17 protein-coding genes are annotated in these 19,009 nt (G+C 41.7%); 13 read left to right on the top strand and 4 right to left on the bottom strand.

Annotated elements, in window-relative coordinates; all coding sequences use genetic code 11:
- Positions 1-295: 295 nt before the first annotated feature.
- From SSV_RS05045 to SSV_RS05055, 3 genes are read left to right on the top strand one after another with little or no spacing between them, the layout of a single operon-like run.
- Positions 296-2,032 carry an ABC transporter ATP-binding protein gene (locus SSV_RS05045; RefSeq protein WP_072073938.1) on the top strand — a complete coding sequence of 579 codons (1,737 nt, stop codon included), beginning with the start codon at positions 296-298 and terminating at the stop codon, positions 2,030-2,032.
- 13 nt (positions 2,033-2,045) lie between these two features.
- On the top strand, positions 2,046-3,824 hold the full coding sequence (locus tag SSV_RS05050; RefSeq protein WP_072073939.1) for an ABC transporter ATP-binding protein: 1,779 nt from the start codon (positions 2,046-2,048) through the stop codon (positions 3,822-3,824).
- 54 nt (positions 3,825-3,878) lie between these two features.
- On the top strand, positions 3,879-4,433 hold the full coding sequence (locus SSV_RS05055) for a GNAT family N-acetyltransferase (protein ID WP_072073940.1): 555 nt from the start codon (positions 3,879-3,881) through the stop codon (positions 4,431-4,433).
- Between the two features lie 62 nt (positions 4,434-4,495).
- Here the strand turns inward: SSV_RS05055 and SSV_RS05060 are convergent, their stop codons facing one another.
- Positions 4,496-5,650: a low temperature requirement protein A gene (locus SSV_RS05060; RefSeq protein ID WP_072073941.1), complete on the bottom strand. Its 1,155-nt coding sequence runs from the start codon at positions 5,648-5,650 to the stop codon at positions 4,496-4,498.
- A gap of 377 nt (positions 5,651-6,027) precedes the next feature.
- Here SSV_RS05060 and brnQ point away from each other — a divergent pair, with 377 nt between their 5' ends.
- The 9 genes from brnQ (at position 6,028) to sdbB (ending at position 14,346) form a co-directional block, all read left to right on the top strand.
- Positions 6,028-7,356 carry a branched-chain amino acid transport system II carrier protein gene (gene brnQ, locus SSV_RS05065; RefSeq protein WP_072073942.1) on the top strand — a complete coding sequence of 443 codons (1,329 nt, stop codon included), beginning with the start codon at positions 6,028-6,030 and terminating at the stop codon, positions 7,354-7,356.
- A 157-nt stretch (positions 7,357-7,513) separates the two neighbouring features.
- Positions 7,514-8,224 (top strand): thiol-disulfide oxidoreductase-associated membrane protein CcdA2, encoded by a 711-nt coding sequence (gene ccdA2 / locus SSV_RS05070; protein ID WP_072073943.1) that lies wholly within the window; start codon positions 7,514-7,516, stop codon positions 8,222-8,224.
- Positions 8,225-8,251: 27 nt separating this feature from the next.
- The gene (locus SSV_RS05075; protein WP_002909792.1) at positions 8,252-8,572 is read left to right on the top strand and encodes a hypothetical protein; all 321 of its coding nucleotides are present in this window, start codon (positions 8,252-8,254) and stop codon (positions 8,570-8,572) included.
- Between the two features lie 70 nt (positions 8,573-8,642).
- Entirely contained in the window at positions 8,643-9,206 is a 564-nt protein-coding gene (locus SSV_RS05080; RefSeq protein WP_072073944.1) for a redoxin family protein, read from the top strand.
- A 15-nt stretch (positions 9,207-9,221) separates the two neighbouring features.
- Entirely contained in the window at positions 9,222-10,331 is a 1,110-nt protein-coding gene (gene msrB, locus SSV_RS05085) for a peptide-methionine (R)-S-oxide reductase MsrB (RefSeq protein WP_072073945.1), read from the top strand.
- Between the two features lie 59 nt (positions 10,332-10,390).
- A complete protein-coding gene (locus SSV_RS05090; protein ID WP_072073946.1) occupies positions 10,391-11,125 on the top strand; it encodes a response regulator transcription factor in 735 nt (244 codons plus the stop codon).
- Entirely contained in the window at positions 11,122-12,825 is a 1,704-nt protein-coding gene (locus SSV_RS05095) for a cache domain-containing sensor histidine kinase (protein ID WP_072073947.1), read from the top strand. Before SSV_RS05090 ends, SSV_RS05095 begins: the two co-directional genes overlap by 4 nt.
- A gap of 223 nt (positions 12,826-13,048) precedes the next feature.
- Positions 13,049-13,756, top strand: coding sequence for a thiol-disulfide oxidoreductase-associated membrane protein CcdA2 (gene ccdA2 / locus SSV_RS05100; RefSeq protein ID WP_072073948.1), 708 nt, complete (start codon positions 13,049-13,051; stop codon positions 13,754-13,756).
- 14 nt (positions 13,757-13,770) lie between these two features.
- Positions 13,771-14,346, top strand: coding sequence for a thiol-disulfide oxidoreductase-associated lipoprotein SdbB (sdbB, locus tag SSV_RS05105; protein ID WP_072073949.1), 576 nt, complete (start codon positions 13,771-13,773; stop codon positions 14,344-14,346).
- Positions 14,347-14,395: 49 nt separating this feature from the next.
- Here the strand turns inward: sdbB and SSV_RS05110 are convergent, their stop codons facing one another.
- The 3 genes from SSV_RS05110 to SSV_RS05120 form a co-directional block, all read right to left on the bottom strand.
- The gene (locus tag SSV_RS05110; protein WP_072073950.1) at positions 14,396-15,640 is read right to left on the bottom strand and encodes an NAD(P)H-dependent oxidoreductase; all 1,245 of its coding nucleotides are present in this window, start codon (positions 15,638-15,640) and stop codon (positions 14,396-14,398) included.
- Between the two features lie 17 nt (positions 15,641-15,657).
- Positions 15,658-16,263: an NADPH-dependent FMN reductase gene (locus SSV_RS05115; protein ID WP_002904465.1), complete on the bottom strand. Its 606-nt coding sequence runs from the start codon at positions 16,261-16,263 to the stop codon at positions 15,658-15,660.
- 168 nt (positions 16,264-16,431) lie between these two features.
- Positions 16,432-17,367, bottom strand: coding sequence for an FAD:protein FMN transferase (locus SSV_RS05120; RefSeq protein ID WP_072073951.1), 936 nt, complete (start codon positions 17,365-17,367; stop codon positions 16,432-16,434).
- Positions 17,368-17,625: 258 nt separating this feature from the next.
- On the opposite strand from SSV_RS05120, the gene nox reads away from it, so the two are divergent.
- Positions 17,626-19,002, top strand: coding sequence for a H2O-forming NADH oxidase (nox, locus tag SSV_RS05125; protein ID WP_002900394.1), 1,377 nt, complete (start codon positions 17,626-17,628; stop codon positions 19,000-19,002).
- Positions 19,003-19,009: the final 7 nt, after the last annotated feature.

Consider the following 19,009-nt stretch of genomic DNA (forward strand, 5'->3'; position numbering starts at 1 on the left):
TTCAGACCTTCTTGCAGATAAGAAATTACAAACCTAGTGAAAACTAGGTTTGTTTTTCTATATAAGTCAAGCAATTAAAACTGTAGCTAGTCTGCTTTCAGGCAGTTTGCTGCTGACAGTCATTTATGAGGCTGATACTAGGCGAGAAAAAAGTCTGAAATGACCTTTACCCTACTTCATATTTTTGTTATAATATTCATATTAAAGCGTGCATTTGCGCGCTCTTTTCTGTGTTTAGAAAGCACTTGGGTGCTTTAGAGTGAGTTATTTTTGAATAGATGGTGAAGGAGGAGTTATGTTATACATTTGGTCTTATTTGAAGAGATATCCTAAGTGGCTAGTCTTGGATTTTGTGGCGGCAATCTTTTTTGTAATCGTCAATCTAGGGTTGCCAACGGTACTGGCTCGAATGATTGATGAGGGAATCAATCCTAAGCAGACAGACTGGCTCTTTTTCTGGGCTTGGGTGATGTTTGGCGTTATTATCTTAGGAGTGCTGGGGCGAATCGTTCTGGCTTATGCGGCTGGGAAGCTAACGACGACCATGGTGCAGGACATGCGCAATGATCTCTATGCCAAGCTGCAAGAGTATTCTCATCATGAATATGAGCAGATTGGAGTGTCTTCTTTGGTCACGCGCTTGACTTCGGATGCTTTTGTACTCATGCAGTTTGCGGAGCAAACCCTTAAAATGGGTGTCATTACTCCTATGATGATGCTGTCCAGTATTCTCATGATTTTTCTGACTAGTCCATCTTTGGCCTGGATTGTAGCTGTTTCAGTGCCTTTCTTGGCAGTCGTGGTCATTTATGTAGCGGTTAAAACCAAGCCCCTGTCTGAAAAGCAGCAGAAGACCCTTGATAAGATTAATCAGTATGTAAGGGAAAATCTGACTGGTCTGCGTGTTATACGAGCTTTTGCGCGTGAGGAATTTCAAGAGAAGCGTTTTGCTGATGAAAATGAGGTCTATGCGCAAAACTCCAATAAGCTCTTTAAGCTGACTGGTCTGACAGAGCCACTCTTTGTGCAGATTATTATTGCGATGATTGTGGCCATTGTCTGGTTTGCCCTTGACCCCTTGCGGGACGGCAGTCTTGAAATCGGAAATCTTGTTGCCTTTATCGAATACAGCTTTCACGCCCTACTGTCCTTCCTCTTCTTGGCCAATCTCTTTACCATGTATCCACGGACAGCGGTATCGAGTCAACGCCTAAAAGAAGTTATGGATATGCCTATTTCAATCAATCCTAATGAAGATGGTATAACTGAGACAGATACGCAGGGGTATCTGGAGTTCGACAATGTAACCTTCGCTTATCCGGGTGAGACGGAGAGTCCTGTACTGCATAATATTTCCTTCAAGGCCAAGCCGGGTGAGACTATTGCCTTTATCGGTTCAACTGGTTCTGGGAAGTCAACACTGGTGCAGCTGATTCCGCGCTTTTACGATGTAACACTAGGTAAGATTTTAGTGGACGGTGTGGACATTCGTGAGTACAATCTGAAAGCTCTTCGTCAGAAGATTGGCTTTATTCCGCAGAAGGCTCTGCTATTTACCGGAACCATCGCAGCAAACCTACGCTATGGGAAGGAAGAAGCTAGCCAAGAGGAGCTGAGTCAGGCGGCTGAGGTTGCTCAAGCCAAGGACTTTATCGAGAGTCGGGAAGAGCGTTTTGAGACTCATCTGGCCGAAGGAGGCAGCAATCTATCTGGTGGGCAGAAGCAACGGCTCTCTATCGCCCGAGCGGTGGTCAAAAAGCCGGATATTTATATCTTTGATGACTCTTTTTCTGCTCTGGATTATAAGACAGATGCGGTGCTTCGTCGTCGCCTCAAGGAAGTGACAGGTCAGGCAACGGTGCTGATTGTAGCCCAGCGAGTGGGAACCATCATGGACGCTGACCAGATTATTGTCTTGGATCAGGGCGAAATCGTTGGACGCGGGAAGCATGAAGAACTAATGGAAACCAACGATATCTATCGTGAAATTGCGGATTCGCAGCTGAAAAATCAATCTTTGGCAGAGGAATAGAAAGGAGACTGATATGAAAAACACATCTAGTTTTGCTCGCCTGTGGAGCTATCTAAAAGTTTATAAGTTTGCAGTCGCCTTTGCGATCTTCCTCAAAATCCTCAGCGTCGTTATGAGTGTCGTCGAGCCCTTTGTCTTAGGTCTAGCCATTACTGAACTGACAAATAATTTGCTGGATATGGCTAAAGGTGTGGCTGGTGCCCAGATTAATGTGTCCTATGTTGGCTGGGTCATGGTCTTGTATTTTGTGCGGGCAATTTTTTATGAAATCGGTTCTTACTATTCAAATTACTTTATGACCAATGCAGTGCAGGCTACCATTCGTGACTTGCGCGATGAACTTAGTCATAAGATTAATCGCATCCCCGTTTCTTACTTTGATAAGCACCAGTTTGGTGACTTGCTGGGGCGTTTTACCAGTGATGTCGAAGCTGTTTCCAATGCCTTGCAGCAGTCCTTTCTGCAGGTTATCAACGCAGTCTTTACTCTAATCTTGGTCATTGCCATGGTATTGGTACTCAATCTGCAGTTGGGTATAATTGTGGTAATCTCGATTCCGATTACCTACCTTAGTGCCCGCTTTATCGTGAAGAAATCCCAGCCTTACTTTAAACAGCAGGCAGATGCACTAGGAGCTATGAATGGCTTTGTTCAGGAGAATTTGACAGGCTTTAATATTTTGAAGCTCTATATCAGAGAAGAAAGCTCCCAGGAGGATTTTCGTCAAATTACGCAAAATTTGCAGAAAGTGGGTTTTAAAGCCAGTTTTATCTCTGGTTTGATGATGCCTGTTTTGAATGTTATTTCAGATCTGACCTACCTCTTGCTGGCTCTGCTGGGCGGTCTTCAGGTTATCGCTGGGCGCTTGACAGTCGGAAATATGCAAGCCTTTGTTCAGTATGTCTGGCAGATTAACCAGCCCATTCAAAACCTAACTCAGTTAGCAGGTCAGCTGCAGAGTGCCAAGTCTTCTTTGGACCGGATTTTCCAAGTGCTGGACGAAGCAGATGAAGTCAATGATAAGACAGAAAAGCTGGATCAAGATCTGACAGGTCAGGTTAGCTTCAAGGATGTGGACTTCCAGTATGTGGCAGACAAGCCGCTCATTCGGAATTTCAATCTGGAAGTCAAACCAGGCGAAATGGTGGCTATTGTAGGTCCGACTGGTGCTGGTAAGACCACACTGATTAATCTTCTTATGCGTTTCTACGATGTGACCAAAGGCGCGATTACAGTTGATGGGCATGACATACGTCACCTTACCCGCCAGGACTACCGCAAACAGTTCGGTATGGTGCTGCAGGATGCCTGGCTTTATGAAGGGACTATCAAGGAAAATCTTCGCTTTGGCAATTTGCAAGCCACTGATGAAGAAATTGTAGAAGCGGCCAAGGCGGCTAATGTCGACCACTTTATCCGGACCTTGCCAGGCGGCTACAATATGGAAATGAACCAAGAATCCAGCAATATATCGCTGGGTCAAAAGCAGTTGCTTACGATTGCACGAGCGCTTTTAGCAGATCCTAAGATTCTGATTTTGGATGAAGCGACCTCATCTGTCGATACACGGCTGGAGCTCTTGATTCAGAAGGCTATGAAAACACTCATGCAGGGTCGGACCAGTTTTGTTATTGCTCACCGTCTGTCAACTATTCAAGAAGCAGATAAGATTTTGGTACTCAAGGATGGTCAGATTATCGAGCAAGGCAATCATGAGAGTCTCTTGGCAGATAAAGGATTCTATTATGACCTTTACCAGAGTCAATTTTCTAAAAAAGCGGAAGAAGTTTAAAAGGTTTGCTAAATCATTTGATAACTGCTAGAATATAAGCAAAGTGAGGTAGCAATGTCTTTAACGAGTCAAATTATTACAGCAGAATTTCCTGATTTGGATAAGGTTGAGGCCTTAAATCGCGAAGCTTTTCCTGTAGAGGAAAGGGTTCCTATCAGCGAATTTCTTCGTTATACAAACGATAAGCAGTCTAATTTCTTCGCCTTCTACAATGAGGAAGAATTTGTAGGTTTTGCTTTTGCAGTTTATAACGAAAAAATGTTCTATGTCAGCTTCTTTGCGATTATGCCGCACCTTCGCAGCCATGGCTATGGGGGAGAAATTATTCATAAACTGACAGAGTTTTATCAAAAAACCATGGTTCTAGAGGTAGAACGTGTCGATGAAGAATGTGATAATCTAGAGCAACGTCAAGCACGTATGGACTTCTATAAGCGTAACGGCTTTCGAACGACCAATGCCTTTCTGGAATATGAAGGCTTAAGTTTTGAAATCCTGTATTTGGGACATCATTTTGATGAGGAGGCTTATCGAGATATTTTCCATATGCTTCAAGAGAAGAACTTTTTTGAATTCGAAATTAAGCACAGAAGATTTAGCGATGTGTAAAGATTGCTAAATGATTTATAGCCGTTTTTAAAAGGTTGAGATAAGATTTCTCAACCTTTTTACTATGAAAAATCTCTTTTATTTTGTTTTGGATCGGGATGCACGATATTGTATTTCTCACGCATTAAGCGTCGGTAGCGCATACCGGTCTGCTGCATCAAAAAAGTCGAAATGACTAAGGACAGGCCTAGCAGAAAAAGGTTATGGCGCAGGATATAGAATAAGAAGCAAGAAATAAACAAGATAAGAGAGTACTGACCAATCAGCTTTTTATCAATCTGGTAGAAGTCGTGGTTGTACCAAGAAGTTGCTAAAGTCCCGATGAAAAAGGCCAGAATGGAAAAGATAAAAAAATAAGTTCCTAATTCATGATGGGCTTTATTGGCAATGAACTGGAGACCAAGAGTAAGAAACATGAGGCTCAGTATGATAATCAAATGCGCATAGTGGAGCAGAAATGGTGAAGCATTTTGATGGCGATTAACATTGATAAAGGTCTGGACAATATAAAAAACAAAGAGAAAACCTAAACCGAGAAAGAAGACAACACCTTCCAAAGGATATTGAGTGAGGGGATAGGTGCGGATAATGGTAACAACGGATTCGCCAAAAGTCAGAATTGTCAAAAGCTGCTTACGCTCCAGAAAGTGAGCGAAATTGAAGCGATCTGTGAAGAGTTCTTTTCTGAAAAAAAGGGGCAAAATCAGAGGAAGATAGTAGACTGGAAAAACAGAAAGGGAAAAAGGAATCAGAGTGGTTGCTAGCGGCAGAAGAGTGATAGAATAGATAAGCAAGAAGTTGATATGAAACTTCATGACCCGATTAAATCCTAGCTTTCGCCCCTTGAGATAATATTGGAGGGCAATGGTCAGGTAGGCAAGTATCAGAAAACAATTAAAGGCGATAACGGTAAGCTGGTTATTGGCAAGGACTTCTAAATCAAAATTGATATTGAGAGCCAGATTTCCTACCCAAAGCATAAGAAAAATCACTGAGTAAATGTCAATCATGCGCGAGTCGCCGTATTTGTTATAGTAATAAGCTTCGTTATTCCAAATGCTAATCATGACAATGTTGATTGTAATAAAAGCAAGAATTTGCTGCCAGTTCAAAGGTTCGATATGGATGGCAGAAGTCATCTGACTAATCGCTAAGACAAAGGATAAGTCAAAAAAGAGTTCGTAGTTGGATACGCGTTTCGAAACAATCTTGGACATAAATCCTCCTATAAATAAACAGGGAAAGGAAGCGAAGTCAACATAAAATAGACAAAGAGATAGGTAAGCTCTTTCTAATTTTTCTTCTCTTAGTATAACATAAAGGAGCCACTCAAGAAAGATAGGTAAAGAAGAGATTGATAAGGAAAGAGATTACGATTTAAAACAAAAAAAGTTATTTTGTTTTAAAAAATTCAAAATATCCAAAAAATCTGTGGATAAGTGAGGAATTTGCCAAAAATTTCGGATAGATAATTCGATTTAAATCAGATACGCCCTTTTGATTTGAATCAATATTCTGAAAAATTCAAAAGTCTTGCGGACCGGGATATTTCCGTATATAATGATAAAGCATAAAAAATTTAAAGGAGATTCCTGTGATTAAAAAAGGTGCCTTGACAGGCTTGCTCTTATTTGGAATATTTTTCGGTGCTGGGAACTTGATTTTCCCGCCTTCGCTTGGAACATTATCTGGTCAGCATTTTTGGCCGGCTATTGCAGGATTTGTCCTGTCTGGGGTTGGACTTGCTGTTCTGACTTTGATTATCGGGACACTCAATCCTAAGGGATATATCCACGAGATTTCTAAAAAGATTGCGCCTTGGTTCGCTATTGTCTATCTTGTATCCTTGTATCTGTCAATCGGGCCCTTTTTTGCTATTCCGCGGACTGCGACGGTGGCCTATGAAGTTGGTATCGCTCCAATGCTGTCTAAAAACATGACGGGTATCGGATTGATTGTTTTCACGGCCCTTTACTTTGCAGCGGCTTATCTGATTTCTTTGAATCCTTCAAAGATTTTGGATCGGATTGGACGTATTCTGACGCCTGTCTTTGCAGTTTTGATTATTATCTTAGTCATTCTAGGAGCTTTGAAATACGGAACAACGACACCTCAGCAGGCTTCGCAAGCTTATTCTGCGTCAGCTTTTGGACAGGGCTTCTTGGAAGGTTATAACACTTTGGATGCCTTGGCTTCCGTGGCCTTCAGCGTAATCGCAGTAACAACTCTTAACCAGCTAGGTTTCAAGAATAAAAAGGAATATGTTTCAACCATCTGGGTTGTTGGTTTGATGGTAGCGTTGGGTTTTAGCGCCATGTATATTGGTTTGGCTTTTCTGGGCAATCATTTTCCAGTTCCAGCTGAGATTATTGCCAAAGGCAATCCAGGTGTTTATGTCCTATCGCAGGCGACACAGGCTATCTTTGGACCTACAGCACAGATTTTCCTTGCAGCTATGGTTACTGTGACTTGCTTTACGACAACAGCAGGACTTATTGTATCGACTGGGGAATTCTTCCATAAAACTTTCCCAAAGGTGTCTTATAAAGTTTACGCAACCATCTTTACTTTGATTGGGTTTGCGATTGCTAATCTTGGCCTTAATGCTATTATTCAATATTCAGTTCCTGTACTGCAAATTCTTTATCCAATTACCATTGTTATCGTACTGATTGTCATTGTCAATAAATTCTTGCCACTGTCTAAAATCGGTATGCAATTGACGGTAGCAGCAGTGACACTGATTTCCTTTGCGGGTATTCTTGGGCAGCAGTTCCATATTACAAAAGTAAATGATATGGTAAATGCCCTTCCGTTTGCTCAGGCTTCCCTGCCTTGGTTGGTGCCAGCTCTAGTTGGAATCCTACTGTCGCTCTTTTTGCCAAACAAGCAGAAGAGTGAGCGTTTTGAGATGGAGAGCTAATAGATAACATCCGCCACAATGTGGTGGATGTTTTTGCTAAATCCAGAAATCTCAAGCAATATAACATCAAATTCAAGTTTTTTCAAATCTTTCTCTCTATTTTTAGAGGGATTTTTATTTTATACTAGAGTCAGAAATTGATAGTGAGGTTTTTGAAATGGCAACAAGTTTTTTGTTCTTTATTTCTGTTTTTCTGGCGGGGATTCTATCTTTTTTCTCGCCCTGTATTTTACCGCTTATGCCAGTCTATGTGGGGATTCTCCTGGATTCGGATCAGCCGAAAACGGTTCGGTTTATGGGAAAGGATTTTTCTTGGTACGGTCTAGCTAAGACGCTCAGCTTTATAGCTGGCTTATCAACTGTGTTTTTGGTTTTAGGTTATGGAGCTGGTGCTTTGGGGCAAGTCCTCTATGCCCCTTGGTTTCGCTACGTCCTGGGCGGGATTGTTATTCTACTGGGAATTCACCAGATGGGGATCATCAATATCCAGCAGCTACAAAAGCAAAAGAGCATCCAACTTAAAAAGAATAGCAAAAGAAGTGATTTTCTTAACGCTTTTCTCTTGGGGATTACCTTTAGCTTTGGTTGGACGCCTTGTGTGGGACCTGTTCTGAGTTCTGTTTTAGCAATTGCAGCTTCTGGAGGCAACGGCGCTCTTCAGGGAGGTTTGCTTATGTTGGTTTATACACTTGGATTAGCACTTCCTTTTCTAGCTATGGCTTTGGCTTCTGGCTGGGTATTACAGCGCTTTGCGAAACTCAAACCTTATATGGGAACTCTTAAAAAAATCGGCGGAGCACTCATCATTCTCATGGGAATTTTGCTAATGCTTGGAAATCTAAACGTTCTAGCATCATTATTTGGATAAAAATTATATAATTAAAGGAGACACATCATGAAAAAAATCACTACACTTACAATCGCTGCACTTAGTATCTTTGTCCTAGCTGCCTGCTCTAATCAAAAATCAGATTCTGATATGAAGAAGATGGATGACAGTAGTATGATGAAGAAAGATGATATGAAAAAAGACGACATGAAGAAGGAGGATATGAAAGACTCCAGCATGTCTGATGATAAAATGAAAAAGGATGATATGAAGGACTCTTCTATGATGTCCGACAGTAAGTCTGACATGAAAGATGATATGAAATCAAGCGATTCGAGCATGAAGGATGACATGAAAGATTCATCCGAAATGTCATCTGACAAATAAGAATTCCACCATAGGAAAGAAAGTCGTCAGTTTTGTCGGCTTTCTCCTTATTTTGAAAGGAAAGAAAACGATGAAGAAGTTATCGATATTGACTGTCAGTCTGCTTTGTGTCGGCTTTTTGGGAGCCTGTTCAAATCAGAAAATGAACTCGGAAGTTTCTAAAAGTGATAAAAGCAATATGCAAACAAAAGCTGATTCTGAGCAATCTACCAAGATGGCCAAGGACTTTAGTCTGAAAGGAGTAGACGGGAAGACCTACAAGTTGTCTGATTTCAAAGGCAAGAAAGTCTATCTAAAGTTTTGGGCTTCTTGGTGCTCTATCTGTCTATCCACTCTTGGAGATACTAATGATTTGGCTAAGGAGCAGTCAGGAAAAGATTATGTTGTCCTGTCAGTGGTGTCTCCGACTTTTAACGGAGAAAAGTCTGCCGATGATTTCAAGGAATGGTACAAATCTTTGGATTACAAAGACTTCCCTGTTCTCATGGATACAAAGGGAGAATTGCTGAAAGAATACGGTATTCGCTCTTATCCCTCTGCTCTTTTCGTAGGCAGCGATGGTTCTCTTGCCAAGACACATATTGGCTACATGAGCAAGGAAGATATTGAGAAAACATTGAAAGAAATCAAGTAGAAAGGAGCAATAAACATGGAAGGAAAATGGAAGATTCTTCTGGTTCTTCTTGGCTTGCTTGTCTGCTTTGGACTGGTCTATGTGATTGCAGGGAATGGTAAGCAATCATCTCCTGAACAGATTAAGAAAGCCTCTATGAGCAAGACAGAAGCTGTATCCCAACAAAAGCAAGAAGACGTCAAGGAAGAAGATAAGCGGGAGATTTATCTGGCTGGTGGCTGTTTCTGGGGAGTAGAAGAGTACTTTTCTCGCGTGCCAGGTGTACTTGATGCAGTGTCAGGTTACGCCAATGGTAAAAGTGATACAACCAAGTATGAATTGGTCTCCCAGACTGGTCACGCTGAGACTGTTCACATCACTTACAATGCCAAGAAGATCTCACTCAAAGAAATCCTGCTTCACTATTTCCGCATCATTGATCCAACTTCTAAAAACAAGCAGGGAAATGATCAGGGTACCCAGTATCGGACAGGCGTCTACTATACGGATGAAGCTGATCTTGATACTATTAACCAGGTCTTTGATGAAGTTGCAAAGAAATATGATAAACCTTTAGCTGTCGAAAAAGAAGCTCTGAAAAACTTTATCAAAGCAGAAGATTATCATCAGGATTACCTAAAAAAGAATCCTAACGGATATTGCCATATTGATGTCAATCAAGCTTCTTATCCTGTTATCGAAGCTAGTCGCTATCCTAAGCCTAGCGATGAAGAGATTAAGGCTAAGCTCTCGCCAGAAGAATACGCGGTCACACAAAAGAATGACACAGAGCGGGCCTTTTCTAACCGTTATTGGGATAAGTTCGATGCTGGTATCTATGTGGATGTGGTGACAGGCGAGCCTCTCTTTTCATCAAAGGATAAGTTTGACTCAGGCTGCGGTTGGCCCAGTTTCACACGTCCTATCAGTCCAGATGTTGCGACTTACAAAGAAGACAAGAGTTTCAATATGACACGGACAGAAGTTCGCAGCAGAGTTGGAAATTCACATCTGGGCCATGTTTTCACAGACGGTCCTAAGGACAAGGGCGGCTTGCGCTATTGCATCAATAGTCTGTCAATTAAGTTCATTCCAAAAGCTGAAATGGAAGAGAAGGGCTACGGCTATCTTTTGGATTATGTTTAAGAGCATTTTGATTGAAAATTTGCTATAATAAATCCAGTAAAAATAAGGAGTTGAATCTTGTGTATTCAATTATGATTGTAGAGGATGAGTATCTGGTAAGACAGGGAATTGCGTCCTTGGTAGACTATGAACAGTTTGGTATGCAAGTCATTGCCAAGGCTGAAAATGGAAGAGAAGCTTGGAAGAAATTTCAGGAAAATCCTGCTGACATCCTGCTAACCGATATCAATATGCCACAGATGAACGGCCTCGAACTGGCCAAGCTAGTCAGAGATCAGGTTCCTACTTGCCATATCGTTTTTCTGACGGGCTATGATGATTTTGACTATGCTCGGACTGCCATTAAGCTAGGTGCAGATGACTATCTTCTCAAGCCATTTTCCAAGGATGATATTGAGGAAATGTTGGCCAAGGTGCGGACCAAGCTCGATAAAGAACGTAAAAAAACACAGATTCAAAACTTGGTCGATCAGGGGCACCGTTCTGAGTTGGAAGAGGCTATTCACGCGCGTCTAGCAGATTCAGAATTAAGTCTGAAAAGTTTGGCTTTCCAATTAGGGTTTAGTCCGTCCTACCTAAGTGTTCTTATCAAAAAAGAATTAGGCTTGCCCTTTCAGGATTATCTGATCCAAGAGCGGATGAAAAAAGCAAAACTCTTACTCTTGACTACAGATTTGAAGATTTATGAAATAGCAGAGCAGGCAGGTTTTGAAGATATGAACTATTTTTCTCAGCGCTTCAAGCAGGTGGTCGGGCTGACACCTCGGCAGTTTAAAAAAGGAGAGGAGAAATGAAACGATATCCGCTTCTTATCCAGTTGATTGTTTATATTTTTCTGCTGGTTCTTTTACTCTTGGGATTTGTTGGGAGTCTTTACTATCAGACTAGCTCGGGAACTATTCGGCAGCTGACAGAGCGAACGACGCGTAATAGCATGGATCAAAGTGGGCAGTTCATTGCTTCCTATTTGCAAAAATTAAAACAAACTACATCCACACTGAGCAAGGAAGAAACGATTCGTAAGTTTGCTCAGAATCAAGAAAGCAGCGAAACATCAGTACAGGCTTTGATGAAAACCATCATTGAGACAGATCCGGATTTGGTGTCGGCAGTATTGGTTACCAAGGACGGGCGCGTGGTCTCGACAGATTCTCAAATCAGTATGCAGACATCCTCTGATATGATGAATGAAAAATGGTATCAGGAAGCTGTCCATACCAAAGCCATGCCTGTCTTGACTCCTGCTCGCAAGGAGTCTCTGTCATCTGAGAAGGAGAAGTGGGTTGTTTCCGTCACTCAGGAAGTAGTGGATGAAGCAGGGCAGAATCTCGGTGTTTTGCGTTTGGATATCGGCTATAACAGTCTCAAAGCCTATCTGGATCGGCTTCAGCTAGGGAAGAAGGGCTTTAGCTTTATTGTCAATAGCCAGCATGAATTTGTCTATCATCCCAAGAAAAGTGTTTATTCCTCCAGTCAGGAAATGAAAGCTATGCAGCCCTATATCTCGGTCAAGGATGGTTACGCAGACCAGAAACAGGCTTTTGTCTACCAGATTGATATTGCGGACAGCGACTGGACTTTAATTGGCGTCGCCTCATTAGAGCAATTGCAGATGCTTCAGTCACAGATGCTTTATTCTTTTGTTGGAATGGGCATTTTAGCACTCCTGATGTGCTTGACTGGTATTTGGTTTGTCCTGCGTTTGTGGATTAAGCCTCTGCAGAATCTACAAGCTGTCATTCTGAAGATTGGGGCAGGTAACTCAAATTTGCGAGCGGAAGCAAAGGGTTCTCCAGAGTTGGTTGACTTGGCTCAGCAGTTCAATAAAATGCTGGACCAAATTGAACAGCTGATGGAAGCTGTCAAGACTGAAGAACAAAATGTCCGACGCTATGAGCTCCGAGCTCTCTCAGCTCAAATCAACCCCCATTTCCTTTATAATACCTTGGATACCATTGTATGGATGGCTGAGTTTAATGACAGCAAGCGTGTTGTTGAGGTAACAAAGTCACTCGCTCAGTATTTCCGTTTGGCGCTTAATCAAGGGCATGAACAGATTTCTCTTAGAGATGAGATTGATCACGTTCGTCAGTATCTCTTCATCCAGAAGCAGCGCTATGGTGACAAGCTCCAGTATGAGATTGAAGAGGATGAATCCATAGCTGATTATAAACTGCCCAAGCTGGTACTTCAGCCTTTGGTTGAAAATGCCATCTACCATGGCATCAAGGAAATTGACCGGCGGGGCATAATCCGGGTGAAGTCGAAAGCAGAAGAGGGTCAGCTGATACTGTCTATCTATGATAATGGCCGAGGCTTTGATGTCAACGCCTCTATGGATGTGACTCTCCTTCGCTTAGGTGGGGTTGGTCTGAAAAATGTCGATCAACGCTTAAGATTGCAGTTCGGAGAAGACTACCATATGGAAATCAAGTCCGAACCAGATAAATTTACCCAGATTAGTCTTTATTTGCCACTAGTTACAGATGATTAGGTCTATTAAGTTTTAAAATATTCAAGCCGGTAGGATTTTCTCCGGCTTTTTACTGTTTAAAAAAAATGCACTAGATTTGCTGTTCATCAAGCGAAATTTTATCTCTTTCTACTCTCGACATGTTTGCAAGAAAATTACCGTAGCAAATTTGTGAAAAATCTATAAGATTCATTTATAATGATAAGTGAATGTATATTCTACGTAAGTAGTTAGAGGAGAGAAAATGGAATCACCTTTATTTTTTGTTTCAGTTTTTTTAGCTGGTATTTTGTCCTTCTTTTCCCCTTGTATTTTTCCTTTATTGCCAGTTTATATTGGTATTTTACTGGATGACAAGGAGGGCAAGACCCTGAAAGTATTCGGCCGGGAGTTTGCTTGGCAAGGCATGGTTAGAACGCTCTTTTTCATTGCAGGCATCTCAACGGTCTTCTTTTTGCTTGGCTTTGGGGCCGGATTTTTAGGAACTATTATTTACAGTTCGACCTTTCGTTATGTGATGGGCGGCCTCATTATTCTGCTAGGTCTGCATCAGATGGAGCTTATTAATATTCGCCAGTTACAGATTCAAAAGAGCTTGACTTTCAAAAAGAACGGCCAGAAACATCATTTTTGGTCTGCATTCTTATTAGGTATTACCTTTAGCTTTGGTTGGACTCCTTGCATTGGTCCGATTCTCAGCTCAGTCTTAGCCTTAGCAGCTTCGGGTGGGAATGGTGCTTTCCAGGGCGCAATTCTGACCTTGATTTACACTTTGGGAATGGCCCTGCCTTTCTTAATCTTAGCTTTGGCATCTAGCTTTGTTATGCAGTATTTTAATAAAATCAAGCCTTATATGGGTTTGATGAAGAAAATTGGCGGAGCCCTGATTATTCTGATGGGAATTTTGCTGATGTTCGGGCAGCTTAACGCCCTGTCTGGACTTTTTGGATAAAAGGAGAAAGAAAAATGAAAAAAATCGTTACGTTATTAGCAACTGTGTCAGCTGTAGCCTTTTTGGCAGCCTGCTCGGAGCAGGAGGAGAAGCCTATGACTATGCCCACAACCAGCAGTTCATCTAGTGAGACCCCTCAGACAAGCACAGTCACCCAAGCAGCTGTCGGTCAAGAGGCACCTGACTTTACTCTGCAGTCTATGGATGGAAAAACAGTCAAACTTTCTGACTATAAAGGCAAGAAAGTTTATCTAAAATTCTGGGCTTCTTGGTGCGGACCTTGTAAGAAGAGTATGCCAGAATTGGTAGAATTGGCTGGTAAAACAGATCGTGATTTTGAAATCTTGACAGTTGTAGCACCAGGTCTCCAAGGAGAGAAGTCAGTCGAGGAATTTCCAAAATGGTATCAAGAACAAGGTTATAAAGATGTACCAGTTTTATTTGACACTTCAGGAGAAATTTTCCAAGCCTATCAGATCCGCAGTATTCCGACTGAAATTCTCATTGACAGCCAAGGGAAAATCGGTAAAATCCAGTTTGGAGCTATCAGTAATGCTGATGCAGAAGCAGCTTTCAAAGAAATGAAATAAAGCAAAAAAGAATGGACTTTTAATCCATTCTTTTTTGTTTGTAATGTGATTAAACGCTAGCACCTGATGTCGCATCGGCTCCTCCGTCTCCATGACCTCCATCGCCTCCAGCATCAGAAGCACCAGAAGTAGCGTCTGCGTCTCCATGACCTCCGGCAGGAGCAAATGGTCCGCTGCCTCCAACCAAACGTTGACCAGTTTCTTTTAAGTACCAGTCGAGCCATGGTTGGAAATTAAAGACGATTTCATTGATACCTGCGTATGATCCGTCAGGATAGTACATTGCTTGGTAGTTGTGGGTATTGATAACGCCTGCAGGTGCACCTGGGACGATTGTACGTACGTATTCTTGGTTTCCGTTGCGAAGCGTTCCGATAACCCACTCTACATTCTTCATCCGAGCTGGTGGAAGAGAACCATGAACGGTTGACATGCGGCTACCTGATTGAGGTGGCACACGTTTAGCAAACATGGTGTCTGGGTCTTGGTGGGCGTTGTTGTAGTAGAGGAATTGGTTGTTATCGTCAGCGTATGTCAATTCAAATGGCATAGCTTTTAGGAACATATCAATTTGATTAACGGTCAAGATACCATGGTCGAGTTTGACATAAGTATCACCAGAAACAGCACCAGTGATTTCAGCGACTTTTTCTACCCATTCTGGATCATCTGGATCAACTTCTGTAATTGTCGTAGCGATTGGTTTCCCGCAGTCTAAGTCTTCAGGTTCGATTGGTTTTGGTTTTTTCAATTTTGAAACCACCTCTACATATTTGATAAAGTTATCTAAGCATGTTTCAAGGAAATTCACAGTTCCTTCGTTGGTGATATTGCCATCATTGTCAAAAGCTTCCTTGGCTTTGCCCAGCAGGAACTCATTGCCTGGAAGAGTGTAAGCATTGACACCAGGGGCGTCTAGGATTTTACGCAGGTGAACTTGAGCGCGAGATGTTCCTTGGTCGTAGTAAGAAGCACCAACAATCATGACAGGCTTGTTTTCGAAAGGATGAACCTCGTAAGAGAGCCATTCTAAGACACTCTTCAAAGGAGCGCTGATAGTATGATTGTGCTCAGGAGTTGCGATGATGACACCGTCTGCACGTGTAATTTTGTTATACAAATAACGCAACTGGAAGCTTTCATCCCATTTTTCATCCTGGTTAAACATTGGGACTTCATCGATTTCCAAGACTTCCAATTCAAATTTAATTTTGAACTGACGGCGGATGAATTCCAATAATTTTCGGTTATATGATTGTTCGTAGTTTGATCCTACAATTCCAACAAATTTCATTCTTTAGGTCTCCTATCTTACAATTTTTCCCAGTTAAATTCTTCAGCATCTTTGCGAAGCAATTCTTGAGCGTTGCGCAATTTGTCTGTGATTTTGACAAAGATACGGAAGTCATCAAAGATAGCATCCAATTTTTTGACAACATCAAGATCTACCAAATCTCCGCTTGGGTCAAAAGCTTGAAGAGAATGCGAAAGCAGGAACTCATCTGGAAGTACATTTGCCTTGATTTCTGGAGCATTCAATATTTGACGGAGCTGCAACTGGGCACGAGAGGAGCCAAGTGTACCATAAGAAGCACCAGTGATCATGACTGGCTTGTTCAGCAGTGGATAGATACCATAAGAAAGCCAAGCTAGAGCATTCATAAGCACAGCTGGAATAGAGTGGTCGTACTCAGGTGTACCAATAAGTACGCCATCCGCTGCATCGATTTTTTCTGCGATTTCTGATACCAACTCAGGGACGTTTCTGTCAGCAGGTTTATTAAACATTGGGATATCTTTAATCTCTACCAGCTCGATTTCAGCCTTGTCAGCAAAGTGCTTAGACATATATTGAAGAAGTTGCCGGTTTGTAGAACGTTTAGAATTTGTTCCAACAATTGCAATAAGTTTTAACATAAAATTTCCTTTCTGAAATGAAGATACAAATCCCTAGTAGGTGCATTTATTTTTCTTAAGGCAAGTAAAAACCTGAAGAAAAAGAGGGCGTTTTAAATGGGCATTGTTTATAAAAGCTAGAGCGATAGAGTTACCGCTTAGTGCTGTAGCGAATTCATCACTTTTGAATTAAGATGCAGGAATTATCTGCTCTAAAAGGCCTGAGCTACAGAAGAGCTGACTGTCCTGGGTGATTATCAAGACTTCAATCCCTGTTTGCTGTTCAATCTGGGACAGAATTGATGTCGGACTTTCACCAAATAGGCGAGTTGTCCAGATTTCGCCATCTACTGACTTGTCTGAAACAATAGTCAGACTAGCCAATTGATTTTCAATAGGATAACCTGTTTTACGATCCAGAATATGATGGTAGTTCTGCCCTTCAACTGTAAGGGTTCGCTCGTAGATTCCTGATGTGACCACTGACTGATTGGTGACCGCTAGTATAGCTGAGTGATTGCCGCGAGGCTGTTTGGGATTTTGGATGCCAATCCGCCAGGCGCGCTGGCTGACTGCATTTTGCCCAATGGTTAGTACATTGCCACCGAGATTGATAAGAGCAGAGGTCACTCCCTGACTCATCAAATAGTCTTTAATCTTATCAGCGATATAGCCTTTAGCCAAGGCACCTAAATCCAGCTTCATGCCTTTCTTAGTCAAAAAGACACCACAATCTTCTGGCTTCAACTCAAGCAAGTTTGGGTCAGTCAGACTTAGAGCTTGCTGAATCTCCTCCCTGCTTGGGAGACGGGCGTCTGAAAATCCTATCCGCCAGGTCTGGACGAGAGGGCCAATCGTGATATTTAAGTGGCTGCCTTCTGCTAGGCTGTGATATTTCCCCAACTCAATCAGCTCAAAAAGCTCTGGATGAACTGAGACGCTTTCAATTCCTGCCAGATGATTGATACTCATAAGTTCAGAGTCTTCATCATTGGCACTGAAGCGATTTTTATAGAGATAAAGCAGTTGAACCGCCTCATCTAAGAGTAATTCCGCTCGCTCATGACAGAGAGAGATGCAAATCGTACTCCCCATCAAATGGAGTGAGCGAGAAGCAAAGTCCACATTATCACAACCTTTCTAAAATTAACCTCTCTGACCTTATTATATCAAAAAGATACCGGTTTCACAATCTTAAAATTGTTATATTTTCAGAAAATTAACTTTCGCACAAAGCTGTATTTTCGAAGCGATAAGACAGTGGTGGTAAAGCTTTTTAGGCGGTATAAGAATTTTTGAAAATCTCGAGCAAATTTCTTGTAAACGCTCACAGGAGATGATATACTGTTCTAGTAAATTATAAATTAAGGTAGGACTATTCTTATGAGTAAAATCGTTGTAGTTGGTGCAAACCACGCAGGTACAGCGTGTATTAATACAATGTTGGACAATTATGGTGCAGAAAACGAAGTAGTTATTTTTGACCAAAACTCAAACATTTCATTCTTGGCATGCGGAATGGCCCTTTGGATTGGACAGCAAATCAGCAAGCCAGATGGACTTTTTTATGCAGATAAAGAAACTTTTGAAGCAAAAGGCGCAAAAGTTTATATGAATTCACCAGTTGAGTCAATTGATTATGATGCGAAAAAAGTTACAGCTATTGTTGATGGCAAAGAGCATGTAGAGTCATATGACAAATTGATTTTGGCAACAGGTTCTCAGCCAATTCTGCCTCCGATTAAAGGTGCTGAAATGGATCCTAACAGTCGGGAATTTAAGTCAACCTTGGAAAATCTGCAGTTTGTTAAATTGTATCAAAATGCTGCTGATGTTATTGAGAAATTGCAAGACAAGAGCAAACATATCGAACGTGTGGCAGTAGTAGGAGCTGGTTACATTGGGGTTGAATTAGCAGAAGCCTTCAAACGCCTTGGTAAAGAAGTGATTCTGATTGACGTTGTGGATACTTGTTTGGCAGGTTACTATGACCACGACTTGTCTGAAATGATGCGCCAAAATCTTGAAGATAACGGTGTTCAATTAGCCTTTGGTCAAACTGTTCAGGCTATTGAAGGTGAAAGCAAGGTAGAACGCATTGTAACAGATAAGGCTAGCTATGATGTAGATATGGTTGTTCTGGCGGTTGGTTTCCGTCCAAACACTGGTCTTGGCGCTGGCAAGTTGGAAACATTCCGCAATGGTGCTTTCTTGGTAGACAAGAAGCAAGAAACTAGCATCAAAGATGTTTATGCAATCGGTGACTGTGCGACTGTCTACGATAACTCTATCAATGATACAAACTACATCGCCTTGGCATCTAACGCCCTGCGCTCTGGTATCGTAGCAGCTCATAATGCTTGCGGTCATGAATTGGAGTCTAACGGTGTTCAAGGTTCTAACGGTATCGAAATCTTTGGTCTGAAGATGGTTTCAACTGGTCTGACAGAAGAAAAAGCAAAACGCTTTGGTTATAGCCCAGCTGTGGTTGAGTTTAAAGATACTCAAAAACCAACTTTCCTTGAAAAGGTTGAGCATCATGATGTTACAATTAAGATTGTCTATGATAAGGACACGCGTGTAGTTCTTGGAGCTCAGATGGTTTCTAGAGAAGATATGTCTATGGGTATTCACATGTTCTCATTGGCCATTCAGGAAAAGGTTACAATTGATAAATTGGCCTTGCTGGATCTTTTCTTCCTGCCACACTTCAACAAACCATACAACTACATTACTCAAGCAGCTTTGAAAGCAAAATAAGAAAGTA

The sequence above is a fragment of the Streptococcus sanguinis genome (assembly GCF_001078705.1).
Lineage (GTDB): Bacteria > Bacillota > Bacilli > Lactobacillales > Streptococcaceae > Streptococcus > Streptococcus sanguinis_D.

Excerpts from the sequence above, each read along its gene's own strand:
- SSV_RS05075 (WP_002909792.1), top strand. The coding sequence starts at position 8,252 with ATGAAAAAAATCACTACACTTACAATCGCTGCACTTAGTATCTTTGTC.
- SSV_RS05050 (WP_072073939.1), top strand. The coding sequence starts at position 2,046 with ATGAAAAACACATCTAGTTTTGCTCGCCTGTGGAGCTATCTAAAAGTT.
- SSV_RS05095 (WP_072073947.1), top strand. The coding sequence starts at position 11,122 with ATGAAACGATATCCGCTTCTTATCCAGTTGATTGTTTATATTTTTCTG.
- SSV_RS05110 (WP_072073950.1), bottom strand. The coding sequence starts at position 15,640 with ATGAAATTTGTTGGAATTGTAGGATCAAACTACGAACAATCATATAAC.
- sdbB (WP_072073949.1), top strand. The coding sequence starts at position 13,771 with ATGAAAAAAATCGTTACGTTATTAGCAACTGTGTCAGCTGTAGCCTTT.
- SSV_RS05045 (WP_072073938.1), top strand. The coding sequence starts at position 296 with ATGTTATACATTTGGTCTTATTTGAAGAGATATCCTAAGTGGCTAGTC.
- ccdA2 (WP_072073948.1), top strand. The coding sequence starts at position 13,049 with ATGGAATCACCTTTATTTTTTGTTTCAGTTTTTTTAGCTGGTATTTTG.
- SSV_RS05060 (WP_072073941.1), bottom strand. The coding sequence starts at position 5,650 with ATGTCCAAGATTGTTTCGAAACGCGTATCCAACTACGAACTCTTTTTT.
- msrB (WP_072073945.1), top strand. The coding sequence starts at position 9,222 with ATGGAAGGAAAATGGAAGATTCTTCTGGTTCTTCTTGGCTTGCTTGTC.
- SSV_RS05055 (WP_072073940.1), top strand. The coding sequence starts at position 3,879 with ATGTCTTTAACGAGTCAAATTATTACAGCAGAATTTCCTGATTTGGAT.
- ccdA2 (WP_072073943.1), top strand. The coding sequence starts at position 7,514 with ATGGCAACAAGTTTTTTGTTCTTTATTTCTGTTTTTCTGGCGGGGATT.
- nox (WP_002900394.1), top strand. The coding sequence starts at position 17,626 with ATGAGTAAAATCGTTGTAGTTGGTGCAAACCACGCAGGTACAGCGTGT.
- SSV_RS05080 (WP_072073944.1), top strand. The coding sequence starts at position 8,643 with ATGAAGAAGTTATCGATATTGACTGTCAGTCTGCTTTGTGTCGGCTTT.
- SSV_RS05115 (WP_002904465.1), bottom strand. The coding sequence starts at position 16,263 with ATGTTAAAACTTATTGCAATTGTTGGAACAAATTCTAAACGTTCTACA.